Genomic DNA, 15,689 nt, shown 5'->3' on the forward strand with positions numbered 1-15,689 from the left:
ACCGGCCGTCGCACACGTGTATTCATTCAGGGCTTGAAACCGCCACGAACACTGTATATATTTACAGTGCTTTTGCACCATTTGACCCGAATTCCGTCGGCCATGACGGACGGACTTTTGTGAGGCGACCATGTTCCAGTCATCCGCATTCGATCCCGAGCAACCCGGTTTCAACCCGGCCCATTTCGAACGTGCCGCGCAGCGGGCGGTCGTCGATCTGCAGCGTGTCGTCGGCGGCCCCGCGCAGCGCGCGCTCGGCCTGCGACGCCGCACCCATCCGGCCGCCGTCCGTACGATGAGCTGGCAGGCGCTGCTGAACGTCGAAGAGCTCGCGTTCTCGAATTCCGGTTTCCTGAGCCGCAACGACCCGACGGTCGTCGACGCGTTCATCCGGCTGCGCGACAGCCGGCTGGTGGCCGCGGACGTCGAGGAACCGGTCGACTGGCGTCGCGACGACGACGATCTGCCGGCTGTCTACCTGATCGTCAAGGCGATGCTCGAAGCAGAAGAGGAAGAACGGGCCGAAGCGGCCTGACGCGCATCGGCCGGTTGCGGGATCGCGTCGTCGCGTTGCACGGCGGCGCGGGATGTCCGTTCCGTTCTGCCGGCTGCACCGGAATGCCGATACACCGGCATGACAGTCGCGAAGCATCGCGCATGCAGACTACCGCCGCGCGACGACGCTTCGCGCCGATGCCCGAAGCAACGCCCGTTACAACCGCGCCGCGAGCCGCGCCCCCTGGTCGATCGCGCGCTTCGCATCGAGCTCGGCAGCCAGTTCCGCGCCGCCGATCAGGTGCACCGGGCGTCCGGCCGCCTGCAACGGCGCGAGCAGCGCGCGCTGCGGCTCCTGCCCCGTGCAGAGCACGATCGTATCGGCCTCGATGCACGCGGGATCGGTGCGCTGCTCGCCATACGACACGTGCAACCCGCGCGCATCGATCCGTTCGTAGTTCACGCCGCCGATCATCTTCACCTGCTTCATCTTCAGCGTCGCGCGGTGAATCCAGCCGGTCGTCTTGCCTAGCCCCTTGCCGAGCGGCGCGGCTTTACGCTGCAGCAGCGTCACTTCGCGAGCGGGCGGCGCGACCCGCGCACGCGTCACGCCGCCACGCGTCGCGGCCGGATCGGTCACTCCCCACTCGGCCTTCCATTCGTCCAGATCGAGCGTCGGCGACTCGCCGTCCTGCACCAGATATTCGGCGACATCGAAGCCGATCCCGCCCGCGCCGACCACCGCGACGCGCCGGCCGACCGGCTGCCGGCCGGCCAGCACGTCGATATAGCTGAGCACGTTCGGCCCGTCCTGCCCCGGAATCTTCGGATCGCGCGGCGCAACGCCGGTCGCGAGCACGATCTCGTCGTAGCCGCCCGCGATCAGGTCGCTCGCGTCGACACTCCGGTTCAGATGCAGATTCACGCCGGTCAGCTCGACTTGCCGGCCGAAGTAGCGCAGCGCTTCATCGAACTCTTCCTTGCCCGGAATCCGCTTCGCCATGTTGAACTGGCCGCCGATCTCCGCCGCCGCATCGAACAGGTCGACCTGATGCCCGCGCTGCGCGAGCACGGTCGAGCACGCGAGCCCAGCCGGGCCCGCACCCACCACCGCGATACGCTTCGGCTGCTGCGCACGCGTGTAGGTCAGCTCCGTCTCGTGACAGGCACGCGGATTCAGCAGGCACGACGCAATCTTGTTCTTGAACGCGTGGTCGAGACACGCCTGATTGCAGCCGATGCAGGTGTTGATCTCGTCCGCGCGACCCTGCGCGGCCTTGATGACGAACTCGGCATCCGCAAGCAGCGGCCGCGCCATCGACACCATGTCCGCGCAACCGTCGGCGAGAATCTGCTCGGCCACTTCGGGCCGGTTGATCCGGTTGGTCGTCACGAGCGGGATGCCGACTTCGCCCTTCATCTTCTTCGTCACCCATGCGAACGCACCGCGCGGCACCGACGTCGCGATCGTCGGCACGCGTGCCTCGTGCCAGCCGATTCCCGTGTTGATGATTGTCGCGCCCGCTCGCTCCACCGCCTTCGCGAGCTGAACGGTCTCGCTCCAGTCGCTGCCGTCCGGGATCAGGTCGAGCATCGACAACCGGTAGATCAGGATGAAGTCGCGCCCGACGGCTTCGCGCGTGCGCTCGACGATCTCGATCGGCAGGCGGATGCGATTCTCGTACGAACCGCCCCACTGATCGGTGCGCTTGTTGGTATGCATCGAGATGAACTGGTTGATCAGGTAGCCCTCGGAGCCCATGATCTCGACGCCGTCGTAGCCGGCTTCGCGCGCGAGTTGCGCGCAACGGACGAACGCGCGGATCTGACGCTCGACGCCGCGCGCGCCGAGTTCGTGCGGCGTGAACGGCGAGATCGGCGACTTGATCTTCGACGGCGCGACCGCGAACGGGTGATAGCCGTAGCGGCCGGTATGCAGGATCTGCAACGCGATCTTGCCGTCGTCCGCATGCACGGCATCGGTGATCACGCGGTGGCGCCGCGCACCGGCCGACGTCATTAGCGTGCCGCCGAACGGCTTGGTCCAGCCGGCCACGTTCGGCGCGAAGCCGCCGGTCACGATCAGCCCGACGCCGCCGCGCGCGCGTTCGGCGAAATAGTCGGCAAGCCGCGGCAGCGTCTTGCGGCTGTCCTCGAGGCCGGTGTGCATCGAGCCCATCAGCACGCGGTTCTTCAGCGTGGTGAAGCCGAGGTCGAGCGGCGCGAGCAGGTGGGGAAACGAAGTCGTCATGATGATTCTGCCGGTAAGCGATGCGTATCATCGTAGGCCGCGCGCCGCCTTGAACGTGAGGGGGCAAACAGCCATAATGCTTGTCATTTTCGGCCAAAACGACATGACTTCCCCGCCACGCAAGGACCACCTCGGGCTGCGCCGGCCGACGATTCCGGTCGCCTATACGCGCCTGCTCCTGCAGGCGCTGGCCGCGCGCGGCGTCGACCTGGCCGCGGTACGCGCCGGCACCGGGCTGCGCGACGCGGTACTGGCCGAACCGGATGCGCGCGTCGCGCCGTCGCAATGGGGGCGGCTCGTGCTCAACGCGATCGAGATCGGCGGCGACGCCGGCATCGGGCTCGCGTTCGGGCTGCTGCTGAAGCCGACGGTGCACGGCTTTCTCGGCTACGCAACGCTGACCGCGCGGGACATCCGCGAAGCGCTGATCGTCACGCAACGCTACTTCCGGATGCGCAACCGTCAATATCGTCTGACCTATGCGGAGGACGCGCGCGGCGCGACGCTCGAACTGCACGGCGTGCAGGCGAGTCCCGTGCTGCAGCATCACGTGATGTTCGAGTTCGTGCTGACGGGGCTCGCGCAGAACATCTCGCAGTGGTCCGGGCGCGCGTCGCCACCGATCGCGCTGCGCTTCACGTGGCCGCAACCCGACTATTTCGCGCGCTATCGCAGCCAGTTGCCGCCGGTCGAATTCGGTTGCGCGGCCAACGCGCTGTGGATCGCGCACGATGTGCTCGACTGGCCGCTTCCGCTCGCCGACGAAGTCGCGCACCGGCAGGCGCTCGTGCAGGTCGAGCGCGAGTATGCGCAAGTACGTCAGGAAGAAGGCGATCTGGTCGAGCGCGTGCGCGCGGAACTGGCGAAGACCGCGGGGGACTATTCGAGCCCGGAAGCGCTCGCGGACGCGCTGCTCGTGTCGACACGCACGCTACGGCGCCGGCTCGAGGAAGCCGGGTCGAGCTACCGGCAACTGCTCGACGAAGCGCGGTTTCGCGACGCGAAGCAATTGCTTTCGGCGTCGGATCTTGACCTGAAGACGATCGCCGAGCGGCTGCAATTCACCGACCCGGCGAATTTCACGCGCGCGTTCCGCAGGTGGGCCGGGCAAACGCCGAGCGCGTATCGGGAGGCGGCGACGGGAACCGCGCGCGAATGACAGGAAAACGTGGGCGACGCCGTACCGCCATACGCATGGTCCACCCGGCATTTTCATCGGTATGATGAATGCCACGCCAATGCGATACGGGCCACCACCCGCTTCCAGCCATGTCCAGTCACACCACCGTGATCGAGTCGACGATCGACCGTATCGATACGAACCTCGTCCGTATCGGAGTCGGCGTCAGCAAGGTACCGCTTTATCGCGTGACGATGCAGGGCATCTGCTACTTCCTCTGCGCCGACGACGTTGACGCCGACGCGTTCAAGCAGGCCGATCTGTTGAAGCCCGGGATGGCGGTGCGCACATGCGTGTTCGACGATCATGGTCGCCGCCGGATCGCGTGGATCGCCTGCAACGACCTGACGATTCCGCCCTACGACGCGCTCGCGCAGAAGGAGCGTAACCTGTCGCTGCTCACGTGGGCGTCGTGCATCTTCATGCTGAGCCTGCTCGTCGGCGGCGCCGCGCTCAAGGCCGGCTGGGCGCTCGTCGTCGCACTGACCTTGTTCGTCGGCATCGTCAGCATGCTGGGCACGCTGCTCGCGATCGCCGGCTTGTCCGAACGGGTGTTCCGGCCGCAACGGCGCGAAGCCCAGGAAAAGTGGCAAGGCCAGCCGTCCCGTTTCACCGCCGAACGGAGCAACGCATGACCGATCGCATCATGCAGACCGCGTCGGGCTGCGTCACATCCGTCAGCCAGAAGACGATCAGTACCAAAGTCTGGAGCAACAACCTTGGCTGGACCACGCAGGGCATCGAGGAGATCGCGCTTCGACTCGACACGCCGGATGCGCCGCTCACGCTCAGGACAAACGCAACGCGCAACCTGTTCATCGTCGCGGGCGACCGGCTGAAGGTCGCCTATACGGAGCGCGGCGATCACCTGGCGGTCTACGGCATCCGCAACGTGACCGACGGTTCGGTGTATCTCGTTCGCCCGGCCCGCACGCTGAGCGCCCGAATCGATGTGATCGTGACGATCGGCGTCCTGATCGCCGCGGCGCTTGCCATCGGCGTCATGTCCGCGGTGGCACGCAGCACGGACGGGATGCTCGACATCTTCGCGTGGTTCGGCGCCACCGCAATCGGCCTGTTCGTGCTGAGCACGATCCTGCGCGCGGTGTTCGGACTGGTCGTCTGGCCCGAAATCCGCCGGCTCAACCAGCCCGGCGGCAAGCGCGAAATGGATGCCGCCCGGCACGCGCTGTCGCTCGCGCGCGCAGATACGCCGCACATTCGCTTCATCTGAGCCGGCGCGCGCATCGCATCAGTCGCCGATGTCGATCCTCGCGCCGCCGTCCCCATCGTCTGCCTCGATCCGCACGTCGCCGGTCGCGGCGACGATCGCGTCATACACGTCATCCGTCACGCACACCACCGGCACCGCGATCGCATACAGCTCGGCCGCGACGATCGCGCCGATCGAGATGATCAGGTCGCGCTCCTTCAGCACGATCCCGACCGGCCCCGTGCCGTTGCGCACGGCTTCCGCCAGCACGCTGCTGCTCGAACTCGAGCCCTTCGCGTGCGGCATCACCATGATGCGGCCGGCGAGGCTCGCGCCCGTCTGCGGATGCCCGCGATCGACGATCCGCCCCGCGCCCGAATCGTAGCCGCCCCAGAAACTGAGCGGCTTGTCGAGCACGATCGTGCGTGCGCATGCGCTGCCCGGCACGAGCGTGTCGCCCGTGAATCCCCCCACCATTGCTTCAGTCATCGAATCGCACCTTTCCTTCGAACGCGGAGCGCACGCACTCGCGCATGCTGCCGTACGCCACCGTGACGCCGATGTTCGCGGGCGCATACGACGCCCACTTCCCCGAGTTGGTCATGACCAGGCCCGACAGTTGCTTCATCACCGGCGTGATGTACGTGCAGGTATCGACGACAATCTGGACGCCGCGGGCCTCGAACTTGTCCGCGAGCCCGAGCTCGCCCAGCTCCCACAGGATGAAGCGGCTCGTGTTCACGTAGAAATCGCACATCGGCTTGCCGTCGAATCGATCGAGCAGCGCGTCGAGCGTGCGGAATTCGGCCAGCGAGAAATGCGGCGTGCCGAGCGCGACCGCGACGAGCGCATCGCCGTCAGCGCCGTGGTTCAGCGTGTGGCGGATCTCGTCGAGATCGGCCATCGCGACATCGACGGTCCGCTGCGCGGCGCGCCCGTGCAACGCGGCATCGAGCGTCGGCGCCTCCGGCGTCACGCCCACCGCGTGGAACAGCGCGACCGCGCCGCTCGATGCGGCGGCGGCGCCGAGCGCCTTGAGTTCGTCCTCGGTGGTGTCCGCGGGCAGCCCGACGATCGCGGGCACGATCGCGCCGGCGATCCTGCCGATCAACAGCCCGAGCGCCGCGAAATAGATGTCGCGCGACGGGCGGCTGCCGAAGTCCGGCGCGTTGAACACGATTTGCGCGGCGCGATTCGCTTCGACGTGCAGGCCCGCATACGGCGCGCGCCCGGTGATCGCGGCGGCCAGATCGAGAAAGTCGCCATAGCGGCTGGTGCGCGCACCGAGCACCGAATTGGCGAACACGATCGCATTGGATTCGGCCCACGCGATCTGCTCGCCCAGACGCGGGCGGTTCTTCAGCTGATACGGCGCGCACGTGAAGCTCGATTCGCAGCCGAGCTGCAGGTGCGCGTCCATCAGGCGCTGCGCGTCGCGCTGGATCGCGCGGTCGCCGTGATACAGCTCGGGATGAATCAGGTCGAGCGACCCGACGTTCAGGGTGGTCGGCACCGCGACTTTCGCGCCCGTGTCGACGAAATACTCGACGAAGTCGAGGCTGGTCTGGCCGTGATAGAGACAGCCGTCGATATGCGCGGACGTGATGTCGATCAGGTGCGGCGCCGACATCACGCCGGCCGTACGGGCGACGATCCGCATCGCGCGTGCGACGCCGTCGCCGAATGCGCCGCGCAACATCGCCTCGTCGCGCTCGCTCAACTGCAGCATGGGGTGCTCCTCGTGTCTCGTCCGGTGGATCCGGATCGCTTTTGTAATACTACCGCGCGCGCCAGGGCCTGTTCACGCTGATAACGGGCTTGCGGACGAGCCTTTCCGCCCGTTCCGCAAGGGGACTTCCTCCGGGCGCGTGCAAGGAGAGAGGAGGCGCAATAGCCCTGGCTATGTAGCATTTACAACGACGAGCGGCGCAGCCATGCGGGCGGAAAGGGTTCCCCTGTTTTGGCCGGCGCAAGCCCGTTATCAGCGTGAACAGGCCCTATGCGTCGCGCAGCGCCGTCAGGCTGAACAACTCGTCGCGCAGCGCCCTGGCCCGGTCGCGGCCGAACTGCGTCTCGAACTCGTCCTGTGCAGCCTGCCATGCGACTTTCGCGTGCGCGTACGTGCGCTCGCCGAGCTTCGTCAGGCTGAGCGCATGCGCACGCGCATCATGCTCGGATGCGGCCGCGGCGACGAAGCCGTCGCGCTGTAGCGGCTTCAGCGCGCGCAACAGCGTCGTGCGATCCATCACCAGCGTATCGGCGAGTTCGCTCATCATCAGGCCGGGCCGGTGCGACAGGTTCGCCATGATCGAAAACTGCGCGGGCGTCACGCCGACCGGGGCCAGATGACGCTCGTAAAGTTGCGTGACGAAGCGCGCCGCCTGACGCAGCGCGAGGCAATTGCAGGCCTGGACCATCTGGATATCGTTCATGATCGGCAATTTATATGTGCATATGCATAAAGTCAATGTACACTCCGCCGTAACGGTCGGCCGCGTGCCTTCGGCACGCCGTCATCGCCCCGAGGAGACGGACATGGACTACATCGACAAGCTGCGCATTTTCCGGTCGGTGGTCGAGATGCGCAGCTTCACGCGCGCCGCCGACATGCACGGCCTCGCGCGGCCGGTCGTATCGCGGGCGGTCGCGGATCTGGAAGCGCGTTTCGGCAGCCGCCTGCTGCACCGGACCACGCGCCAGGTCTCGCTGACCGAAACGGCCGAGCGGATCTACGAGCGCTGCGCGGCCGTGCTCGACGAACTCGACTCGCTCGAGGCGCAAGCGCAGTCGCACACGCGCGAGCCGGAGGGCCTGCTGCGCCTCGTCGCGCACACGACCGCCGCGCTGAACCGGCTGGTGCCGCTGATCGCCGGCTTCAAGGCCGCGCATCCGAAAGTGCGCCTCGACGTCACGCTGACCGAACGCCCGGTCGATCTCGTGGGCGAAGGCTACGACATCGGCATCGTCGTGCCGTACATGCTGACGAGCGAGACGACCGTCGTGCGGCTGATCGAACGCATTCCGGTGGTGCTCGTCGCAACGCCTGCCTACCTGCGCGCGCACTCGCGCCCTGAAACGCCGGCCGAACTCGCCGACCACCCGTTCGTGCCGCTGTCGCCGTCGCTGCGCCGGCCCGCGCTGTCGTTCCGCGTCGACGGCAACACGCTCACCGTGCCGTTTCGCTTCGACATCTCGTCGAACAGCCCCGTCTTCAACCGCGAAATGGTGATGCACGACTTCGGCATCGGCGTCGTGCCGAAAACGCTCGTCGATGCCGAACTCGCGTCGGGCGCGCTCGTGCAGTTGCTGGAAGACGCCGATCTCGTCGATGCGTTCGTGGAAATCAAGCTCGCGTACGCGAATCGCGCGCTCCTGCCCGCGAAGGTCAAGGCGTTCATCGACTACACGGCCGCATATAGCAACCGCGAAGGCCGGATCGTTCCGGCGGCGGCCTGACCCGGCGCCCGAGCGCGCCGGCCTGCCGCCGATTGGTACAGCCACGACACCAATCTGATCCCGCCCCGCTGCTCGCTTCGCGCCGTCTCGCCGCCTAACATGTGCACATGCACACGCCAACTCTCACCGATGACGATTGCTTCGCGGTCCGGCAAGCGGCGCGGCGGATCTCGCAGTTCTACGAGCGCTATCTGTCCCGGGCCGGTGTCACACCGTCGCAGTACAGCATTCTCGCGCTGCTGCGGGAGCGTCCGGGCCTGACGATGGCGACGCTGTCGGCCGTGCTGGTGATCGAGCGCACCGCGCTGCTGCGCGCACTCAAGCCGCTGGTCGCCGCGGCGCTGGTTGCGGGCCGGATCGAGCCGCCGTGCCGCCGCCAGACGTTCGCGCTGACCGCGCACGGCGAAACGAAGGTCGCCGCTGCGCACGTGCACTGGCGCGCCGCGCAGGAAGCGTTCGAGCGGCGCTTCGGGCCGGCGCAGGCGGCCCGCCTCAGAGACGAATTGTTCCGGATCACGCACAACCTGCCGGAACGTTAGCCCCTTCCCCGATCGACGACGCCCCGTCGCCGGTCGCCTCAATAAGTGCATATACATAGGTGAATCGATGGATACGACCCAGACCGCTGCCGCATCACGCGAGGCAGCCACAACCGATCGGCCCGCGAAGCAGCGACGCCGCGTGCCGTGGATGCGGATCGCGGTGGCCGTCGTGGTCGTCGCGGTCGCGGCCGCCGTGCTCGACTGGTTGCTGGTGCTGCGCTTCCAGGAAAGCACCGACGATGCGTACGTCGGCGGCGACGTCACGGTGCTCGCGCCGAAGGTGAACGGCTTCGTCGACCGGATTCTCGTGACCGACAACCAGCGCGTGAAAGCTGGCGACGTGCTCGTGCAGCTCGATGCGCGCGACTACGATGCGAAGCTTGCGCAGGCTGCCGCGGAAGTCGACAGCGCGCGCTCCGCCGTGGCCGAACTCGAGGCGAAGCAGCAGTTGCAATACGCGGTGATCGGCCAGCATGCGGCGGACAGGCAGGCGTCGTCGGCCGAACTCACGCGGGCCGCATCCGATCGCGTTCGCTACCGCGAGCTCGTGAAATCCGATGCGGTGTCGAACCAGATCGTCGAGCGCGCGGACGCCGACTATTCGAAGGCAGGCGCCGCCGTCGAGCGCAGCGATGCCGCGCTGCTCGCGTCGAAACGGCAGCTCGACGTGCTCGGCGCGCAGCTCGCCGATGCCCGGGCGCGCGTGAACACCGCGCTCGCCGCGCAGCGCGTCGCGGCGCTGAACGTCGAATACACGACGATCCGCTCGCCGGTCGACGGTTACGTTGGCAACCGCACGGGCCGGGTCGGGATGCTCGCGAACGTCGGCGTGCCGCTGCTGACGATCGTGCCGGCGTCGGGGCTGTGGATCGATGCGAACTTCAAGGAAGACCAGTTGCGCAAGATGCGCGCGGGGGATCGCGTCGACGTCGCGCTCGATGCGTCGAGCACGCGCCTGCATGGCCGCGTCGACAGCCTGGCGCCCGCGACCGGCGCGACCTTCAGCGTGCTGCCGCCCGAGAACGCGACCGGCAACTTCACGAAGATCGTCCAGCGCGTGCCGGTGCGCGTGCATCTCGATCCGCAGCCGGGCATCGAACACGTGCTGCGCCCCGGCCTGTCCGCGGTCGTGACCGTGCATACCGATCGCGCGAACTGAGCGGGAGCCGACGATGACCACCGCATTTTCCGGCGACCCCGCGTCGCAACCGACGAGGCAGCGCGTGTTCGCGTTCGCGCTGATGTGCGTCGGCTTCTTCATGGCGACGCTCGACATCCAGATCGTCGCGTCGTCGCTGCGCGACATCGGCGGGGGCCTGTCCGCGAGCCAGGACGAGCTGTCCTGGGTGCAGACGGCGTACCTGATCGCCGAGATCATCGTGATCCCGATGTCGGGCTGGTTGTCGAAAGTGATGTCGACGCGCTGGCTGTTCGTCGCGTCGGCGATCGGCTTCACGATCACGAGCATGCTGTGCGGGCTCGCGTGGGACATCAATTCGATGATCCTGTTTCGCGGGATGCAGGGTGCGCTCGGCGCCGCGATGATCCCGACCGTGTTCACGACCGCGTTCGTCCTGTTTCCGGGCAAGCAGCGGCTGATCGCGTCGACGACGATCGGCGCGCTCGCGTCGCTCGCCCCGGCGATCGGGCCCGTGATCGGCGGCTGGATCACCGACCAATGGTCGTGGCACTGGCTGTTCTACCTGAACCTCGTGCCGGGCATCGTCGTGGCCGCGCTGGTGCCGCGCTACGTGCATATCGACGAGCCCGATCCCGGCCTCGTCAACCGCGGCGACTATCGCGGCATCGTGCTGATGTCGGGCTTCCTCGGCTGCCTCGAATACGTGCTGGAGGAAGGCCCGCGCAAGAACTGGTTCGGCGACGATGCGATCGTCCTCTGCGCGTGGATCTCGGGCATCTGCGGCTTCCTGTTCATCGTGCATGCGCTGACCGCCGACGATCCGATCGTCGACCTGCGCGCGCTCGCCGTGCGCAACTTCGGAATCGGCAGCCTGCTGTCGTTCGTGACGGGCATCGGGATCTTCGTGACCGTGTTCCTCACGCCGCTGTTTCTTGCGCAGGTGCGCGCGTTCAGCTCGCTGCAGATCGGCATCGCGCTGCTGTCGGTGGGCGCGTTCCAGTTGCTCGCGCTGGGCGCGTATGCATTCGCCGCGCGCTTCTTCAGCATGCGCGCGTTGCTCGTGTTCGGGCTCGTCTGCTTCGGCCTCGGCTGCTACCTGTACACGCCAATCACGCACGACTGGGGCTGGCGCGAGCTGCTGCTGCCACAGGCATTGCGCGGGATCGGCCAGCAGTTCAGCGTGCCGCCGATCGTGACGATGGCGCTCGGCTCGCTGCCGCAGTCGCGACTGAAATCGGCGAGCGGCCTGTTCAACCTGATGCGCAATCTCGGCGGCGCGATCGGCATCGCGGTGAGCGCGACGATGCTCAACGACCGGGTGAACTTCCACTACCTGCGCCTGAACGAGCACGTGAGCGCCGGGGAGCCGCAGGTCGCATCGCTGCTCGATCGCCAGGCCGCGTACTGGACATCGGTGGCCGGCGACACGCTGAATACCGCGCAGGCCGGTCTCGCGAACCTGCACCGGCTGATCTATCGCGAAGCGCTGACGCTGACCTACGCGGATGCGTATTACGCGCTGTCGCTGTGCTTCGTCGTCGCGCTGGTTGCCGTCGCGTTTTCCAAACCCATTACCCTGAACGCGCCGCCGCCGGACGCGCACTGAGCCGAGGTCATCGTCATGAAAAAGCTACTCGTCGCGCTGGCCGTCAGCGCATTCGCCGCCGGGTGCGCGGTACAGCCCGCGCAACACCCGGCGCTGCACGACTCGGTTCAATCGCTTGCGCCCGCCGGATGGGACACCGACGTCCCGCGCGGCGGCATCGACGCCGCCGCATGGTGGGCGCAGTTCCACGATCCCGTGCTCGACCGGCTGATCGCGACCGTGCTCGACGGCAACCTCGACCTGCAGGCCGCCGCGGAACGCGTGAAGCAGGCCCGGGCGCTGACCGTGCAGAAACGCGCGGCGCTGCTGCCCGAGCTCGACGCGACCGCGCACGCGGCCGACGCGCGCCAGAACACGCCGCCGCCGCTCGGCTACGTGCGGCAGGCCGGCGCAGGGCTCGCACTGAGTTGGTCGCCGGACGTGTTCGGCGGCGAACGGCTCGATCTGCTGGCCGCGCAGGCCGGGCTGGTCGGGCAACAGCATGCGGAAGACGCGATGCGGCTCGCGATCGCGGCCGATACGGCGTCCGCGTACGTCGACCTGCGCTGGGCACAACAGGAACTGAAGATCCTGCAGGACAACGCAACGATTCGGCAGCATGCGCTCGAACTGACGCGCAAGCGGCAGGCGTTCGGGCTGTCGACCGAGCTCGACGTCACGCGCGCACAGAACCAGCTCGATGCGCTCGGAGCGCGGATTCCGCCGACGCGCGCGCAGATCGCACACCAGCTCAACCTGATCGCCGTGTATTCGGGACGCACGCCGGAATCGATCGACCGGCTCGTGCTCGCGCAAGCCGGCGAGATCCCCACGCCGCCGGCCGGCTCGCCCGATACGCTGCCTTCGCAGGCGCTCTTGCGGCGGCCGGACGTGCTCACAGCCTATGCGCAGGTCGAACGGCGCGCGGCGCAGGTCGGTGTCGCGAAAGCCGAGCGGTATCCGAAGTTCTCGCTGAACCTGACGGACGGGATTCTGGCGGCATCGTATCTCGGGCTGCCGACGCTGACCGACAATCTGTTCAGCGCGGCGCTGAGCGCGACGAGTCCGATCTTCAACGCGGGACGCATCACCGCCGATATCACGCAGAGCGAGAGCCGGATGCGCGAATCGGAACTCGGGTTGAAGCAGACGATGCTGCAGGCGTTGCGGGAAGTCGAGGATGCACGAGTGAATCTCGTCAGCAGCGATGAAGCGACGCGGCGGCTCGACAGCGCGCTTTCAGCGTCGAATAAGGCGCTCGGGTTGGCGAACCAGCTCTACAAGGGCGGCGCGACGGACTTTCTCGACGTGTTGTCGGCGCAGGAGGTGTATCTGCGCGACTCGGATTCGCTCAACCAGGTCAAGCGCGAGCATGCGCTGGCGGCGGTCGCGCTGTATCGGTCGCTCGGGGGTGGGTGGAGCGGCAATGATGCCGCGGGCGGGACGGAGGTGGACGCCGTGGCGAAGAATTGAGCCGGGAGCGCGACCGCGATACGACGCCGGCTTCGGCACTGGCCGGCGTCCCGCTCGTCAACCGCTCGCCCCGGAGGTTCGGTCGACGGCAACGCGATTCACGCCGTTACCGGTCCAGCGCCAGCTTCGCGCCGAGCCCCAGCAGGATCGTCCCCATCACCGCGTCGATCGGCTTGCGCAGTTTCGCGTAGCCGACTTGCACGCGATTCGTCGAGAACAGCACGGCGACCGTGCAGAACCACGTCAGCGACACGGCGACCACGACGGCCAGCTCGCGGATGCGGGCTGTTGCGCGGACTGGTGCAGGCTCGACAGCGACTTGATGCCGAGATAGATCAGGTACGCGGCGCCTGCGATGCGAATCGCCTCGTACAGCCATGCGAGCTTAGCGACGATCAGCCCGAGCCCGAAAATCGCCATCGCGGCCCAGACAGCGTGCGACGACGCGATGCCCAACGCGGCCAGCAGCCCGGCGCGGCGGTTGCCGAGCGCATGGGACGACACGGCGATCAGATCGGGGCCGGGGCTGACGCAGGCCAGCAACATCACGCCGCCGACGGCGGCGAGTTGGGGAAGATAGCTCATGACGGTTCGGGCGGATTCGGGCAAATTCGGATGAAGAAGGCAGGCCGGCTCACTGTAGCATGCCGATCTTCGCTGCGCGCGGGCCGCCGGACGCGCCGTGCGGGGGCCGCCGACGTACACGGCCCCGCCCGCCGCATGGCTGCCGGCGCGCCTTACAGCGGCGGCCGCTTCAGCTTCACCCAGCGTTGCACCGACGGCCGCTCCCACTGCGCACACGCATAGTCGGCGAGCCGCTGCGGCACCGGATCGTCGTTCAGCACCAGACGGTTCAGCATCACGGCCAGGTCGACATCGGCGATGCTCCACGCGCCGAACAGATTCGCCGCGCCCGGCGCAAGCAGCTTGTCGGCGGCGGCGAACAGTTTCTGTGCGGCGGTCTGCGCGAGATTCGACAGCGGTTCGCTCGACGGACCGTAGAACAGCACTTCGGTCGACCGTTCCGAGCGCACCGGCATCAGGTCGCTGCGCAGCCACGCCTGCACCTGCCGCGCCCGCGCGCGCTGGCGCGGATCGGCCGGATAGAGCCGCTCGCCCGCAAAGGTATCGTCCAGATACTCGGTAATCGCAGACGATTCCGACAGCGCGAAGTCGTCGTGCACGAGCGTCGGCACGCGTTGCGTCAGCGACGTCGCCGCGTAGTCGGGCGCGAAATGCGCGCGGTTGCCGAGATCGACGGTCACCAGATCGTAGGGCAGCGATTTTTCTTCGAGCGCGACGAATACGGACATCGCGTAAGGGCTCGTGTATTGCGCGTCCGCGTAGAGACGGAGATTACCGGTTTGCACTGCAGGCTCCTCGTGGGTGGAGAGTTCGGGCGCCATGACCTGGCGTGCCGGCGAACTCGGGATGAATCGATACGGACGGTGCGTTCAGCCGGCGTCGGGCCATCGGTATCCGAGCACCTCGCCGACCGGATACGCAAGCTCGCGCACCGCTTCCAGCTGATTGCCGCCGAACAGATGCACGTGTGCGTCGTCGTGGCGCAGATAGAAGCCGACGTGGCCCTTCCAGCTCGCCGGGTCGTCGCGCGTCAGGACGGCGATGCAGCCGTACACCGGACGCTCGAGCGGGCGCCCCCATTCGAGCCACGAACGCGCGAGCGCGGAACCCGTGCCGCGAATCCCGGCATGCGTCATGCACCAGTTGACGAACGACGAACACCACGAAATCTTGTCGTCGTAGCCGACGAGGTTCGTGTGGCTGTTGTATTCGACGATGCGCGGATTGATGCTGCCGGGCGGGAAACGGCGGATGCCCAGTTCGGCCAGCGCGACGGGCATCCACGGCGGGTGGCCGGCTTGCGGGTTGCCCTCGGGGTTCGATCGGATCACGACGGTCTCGATGGAATGCGGGTGGAACGTCGCTCAATCTTCGCACGAATACGTGCCGGCCGGCAGCGCCTTTTCCCGCATGCGGTTTCCGGCACGTACGCCCGTATCATGCGGGCAGTGCCCTCGACCGTCACGCCCGCCACGCGCGTCACGCCCCTGCCGCCCCTTCAGTGCCTCGTCGCGCTCGAATCCGCCGTGCGGCATGCGAGCTTCACGAAGGCCGCCACCGAACTGCACCTCACGCAAAGCGCGATCAGCCGCCAGATCCGGTAGCTCGAGGCATTCCTCGGTCGCTCGCTGTTCGTCCGGCGTCGCGGTGCTGCGGCTCACGCCGCGCCTGCCCGGATTCCGCGCCGCGTATCCGGACATCAAGCTGCGCGTGATCGTGCGCGACGGCCTGGCGTCGATGTCGCAGGCGTAATTCGACGTCGTCGTGC

General features: G+C 67.4%; 15 protein-coding genes and 2 pseudogenes. 10 read left to right on the top strand and 7 right to left on the bottom strand.

Annotated elements, in window-relative coordinates; translation table 11 throughout:
* The first annotated feature begins 130 nt into the window (after positions 1 to 130).
* Positions 131 to 535, top strand: a complete 405-nt coding sequence (locus tag J7024_RS17960) for a DUF2471 family protein (protein ID WP_124826572.1) — start codon at positions 131 to 133, stop codon at positions 533 to 535.
* A 177-nt stretch (positions 536 to 712) separates the two neighbouring features.
* Here the strand turns inward: J7024_RS17960 and J7024_RS17965 are convergent, their stop codons facing one another.
* Complete coding sequence (locus J7024_RS17965; RefSeq protein WP_175770058.1) at positions 713 to 2,746, bottom strand: NADPH-dependent 2,4-dienoyl-CoA reductase; 2,034 nt, start codon at positions 2,744 to 2,746, stop codon at positions 713 to 715.
* A gap of 76 nt (positions 2,747 to 2,822) precedes the next feature.
* On the opposite strand from J7024_RS17965, the gene J7024_RS17970 reads away from it, so the two are divergent.
* The 3 genes from J7024_RS17970 to J7024_RS17980 all read left to right on the top strand — a co-directional run bounded on the left by J7024_RS17970 (position 2,823) and on the right by J7024_RS17980 (position 5,160).
* A complete protein-coding gene (locus tag J7024_RS17970) occupies positions 2,823 to 3,905 on the top strand; it encodes an AraC family transcriptional regulator (RefSeq protein ID WP_124826574.1) in 1,083 nt (360 codons plus the stop codon).
* 110 nt (positions 3,906 to 4,015) lie between these two features.
* A complete protein-coding gene (locus tag J7024_RS17975; RefSeq protein WP_124826575.1) occupies positions 4,016 to 4,561 on the top strand; it encodes a hypothetical protein in 546 nt (181 codons plus the stop codon).
* Complete coding sequence (locus tag J7024_RS17980) at positions 4,558 to 5,160, top strand: hypothetical protein (protein WP_234745338.1); 603 nt, start codon at positions 4,558 to 4,560, stop codon at positions 5,158 to 5,160. The genes J7024_RS17975 and J7024_RS17980 overlap by 4 nt, the downstream gene beginning before the upstream one ends.
* Before the next feature lie 18 nt (positions 5,161 to 5,178).
* On the opposite strand, the gene J7024_RS17985 is transcribed toward J7024_RS17980, so the two are convergent.
* From J7024_RS17985 to J7024_RS17995, 3 genes are all read right to left on the bottom strand, one after another.
* Positions 5,179 to 5,628 carry an aconitase X swivel domain-containing protein gene (locus J7024_RS17985; RefSeq protein WP_124826576.1) on the bottom strand — a complete coding sequence of 150 codons (450 nt, stop codon included), beginning with the start codon at positions 5,626 to 5,628 and terminating at the stop codon, positions 5,179 to 5,181.
* Positions 5,621 to 6,868 (bottom strand): aconitase X, encoded by a 1,248-nt coding sequence (locus J7024_RS17990; RefSeq protein ID WP_124826577.1) that lies wholly within the window; start codon positions 6,866 to 6,868, stop codon positions 5,621 to 5,623. Before J7024_RS17990 ends, J7024_RS17985 begins: the two co-directional genes overlap by 8 nt.
* A gap of 268 nt (positions 6,869 to 7,136) precedes the next feature.
* Positions 7,137 to 7,571: a MarR family winged helix-turn-helix transcriptional regulator gene (locus tag J7024_RS17995; protein ID WP_124826578.1), complete on the bottom strand. Its 435-nt coding sequence runs from the start codon at positions 7,569 to 7,571 to the stop codon at positions 7,137 to 7,139.
* 103 nt (positions 7,572 to 7,674) lie between these two features.
* Between J7024_RS17995 and J7024_RS18000 the strand changes: the two genes are divergently transcribed.
* The 5 genes from J7024_RS18000 to J7024_RS18020 all read left to right on the top strand — a co-directional run bounded on the left by J7024_RS18000 (position 7,675) and on the right by J7024_RS18020 (position 13,336).
* Entirely contained in the window at positions 7,675 to 8,595 is a 921-nt protein-coding gene (locus J7024_RS18000) for a LysR family transcriptional regulator (RefSeq protein WP_124826579.1), read from the top strand.
* A 107-nt stretch (positions 8,596 to 8,702) separates the two neighbouring features.
* On the top strand, positions 8,703 to 9,134 hold the full coding sequence (locus J7024_RS18005; RefSeq protein WP_124826580.1) for a MarR family winged helix-turn-helix transcriptional regulator: 432 nt from the start codon (positions 8,703 to 8,705) through the stop codon (positions 9,132 to 9,134).
* 67 nt (positions 9,135 to 9,201) lie between these two features.
* On the top strand, positions 9,202 to 10,296 hold the full coding sequence (locus J7024_RS18010; protein ID WP_124826581.1) for an HlyD family secretion protein: 1,095 nt from the start codon (positions 9,202 to 9,204) through the stop codon (positions 10,294 to 10,296).
* Positions 10,297 to 10,309: 13 nt separating this feature from the next.
* On the top strand, positions 10,310 to 11,884 hold the full coding sequence (locus J7024_RS18015; RefSeq protein WP_175760272.1) for a DHA2 family efflux MFS transporter permease subunit: 1,575 nt from the start codon (positions 10,310 to 10,312) through the stop codon (positions 11,882 to 11,884).
* 15 nt (positions 11,885 to 11,899) lie between these two features.
* Positions 11,900 to 13,336 (top strand): efflux transporter outer membrane subunit, encoded by a 1,437-nt coding sequence (locus J7024_RS18020; RefSeq protein WP_124826583.1) that lies wholly within the window; start codon positions 11,900 to 11,902, stop codon positions 13,334 to 13,336.
* A gap of 106 nt (positions 13,337 to 13,442) precedes the next feature.
* Here the strand turns inward: J7024_RS18020 and J7024_RS18025 are convergent.
* The 3 genes and pseudogenes from J7024_RS18025 to J7024_RS18035 all read right to left on the bottom strand — a co-directional run bounded on the left by J7024_RS18025 (position 13,443) and on the right by J7024_RS18035 (position 15,201).
* A pseudogene (locus J7024_RS18025) lies at positions 13,443 to 13,921 on the bottom strand (LysE family transporter).
* Positions 13,922 to 14,073: 152 nt separating this feature from the next.
* On the bottom strand, positions 14,074 to 14,706 hold the full coding sequence (gene yfcF, locus J7024_RS18030; protein WP_175750692.1) for a glutathione transferase: 633 nt from the start codon (positions 14,704 to 14,706) through the stop codon (positions 14,074 to 14,076).
* A gap of 84 nt (positions 14,707 to 14,790) precedes the next feature.
* Complete coding sequence (locus tag J7024_RS18035) at positions 14,791 to 15,201, bottom strand: TIGR02594 family protein (RefSeq protein ID WP_124826603.1); 411 nt, start codon at positions 15,199 to 15,201, stop codon at positions 14,791 to 14,793.
* A gap of 159 nt (positions 15,202 to 15,360) precedes the next feature.
* On the opposite strand from J7024_RS18035, the pseudogene J7024_RS18040 reads away from it, so the two are divergent.
* Positions 15,361 to 15,670, top strand: a pseudogene (locus tag J7024_RS18040) (LysR family transcriptional regulator); the annotation flags it as partial.
* Between the last annotated feature and the right edge of the window lie 19 nt (positions 15,671 to 15,689).

It is taken from the genome of Burkholderia sp. WTPI3 (assembly GCF_021483755.1).
Lineage (GTDB): Bacteria > Pseudomonadota > Gammaproteobacteria > Burkholderiales > Burkholderiaceae > Burkholderia.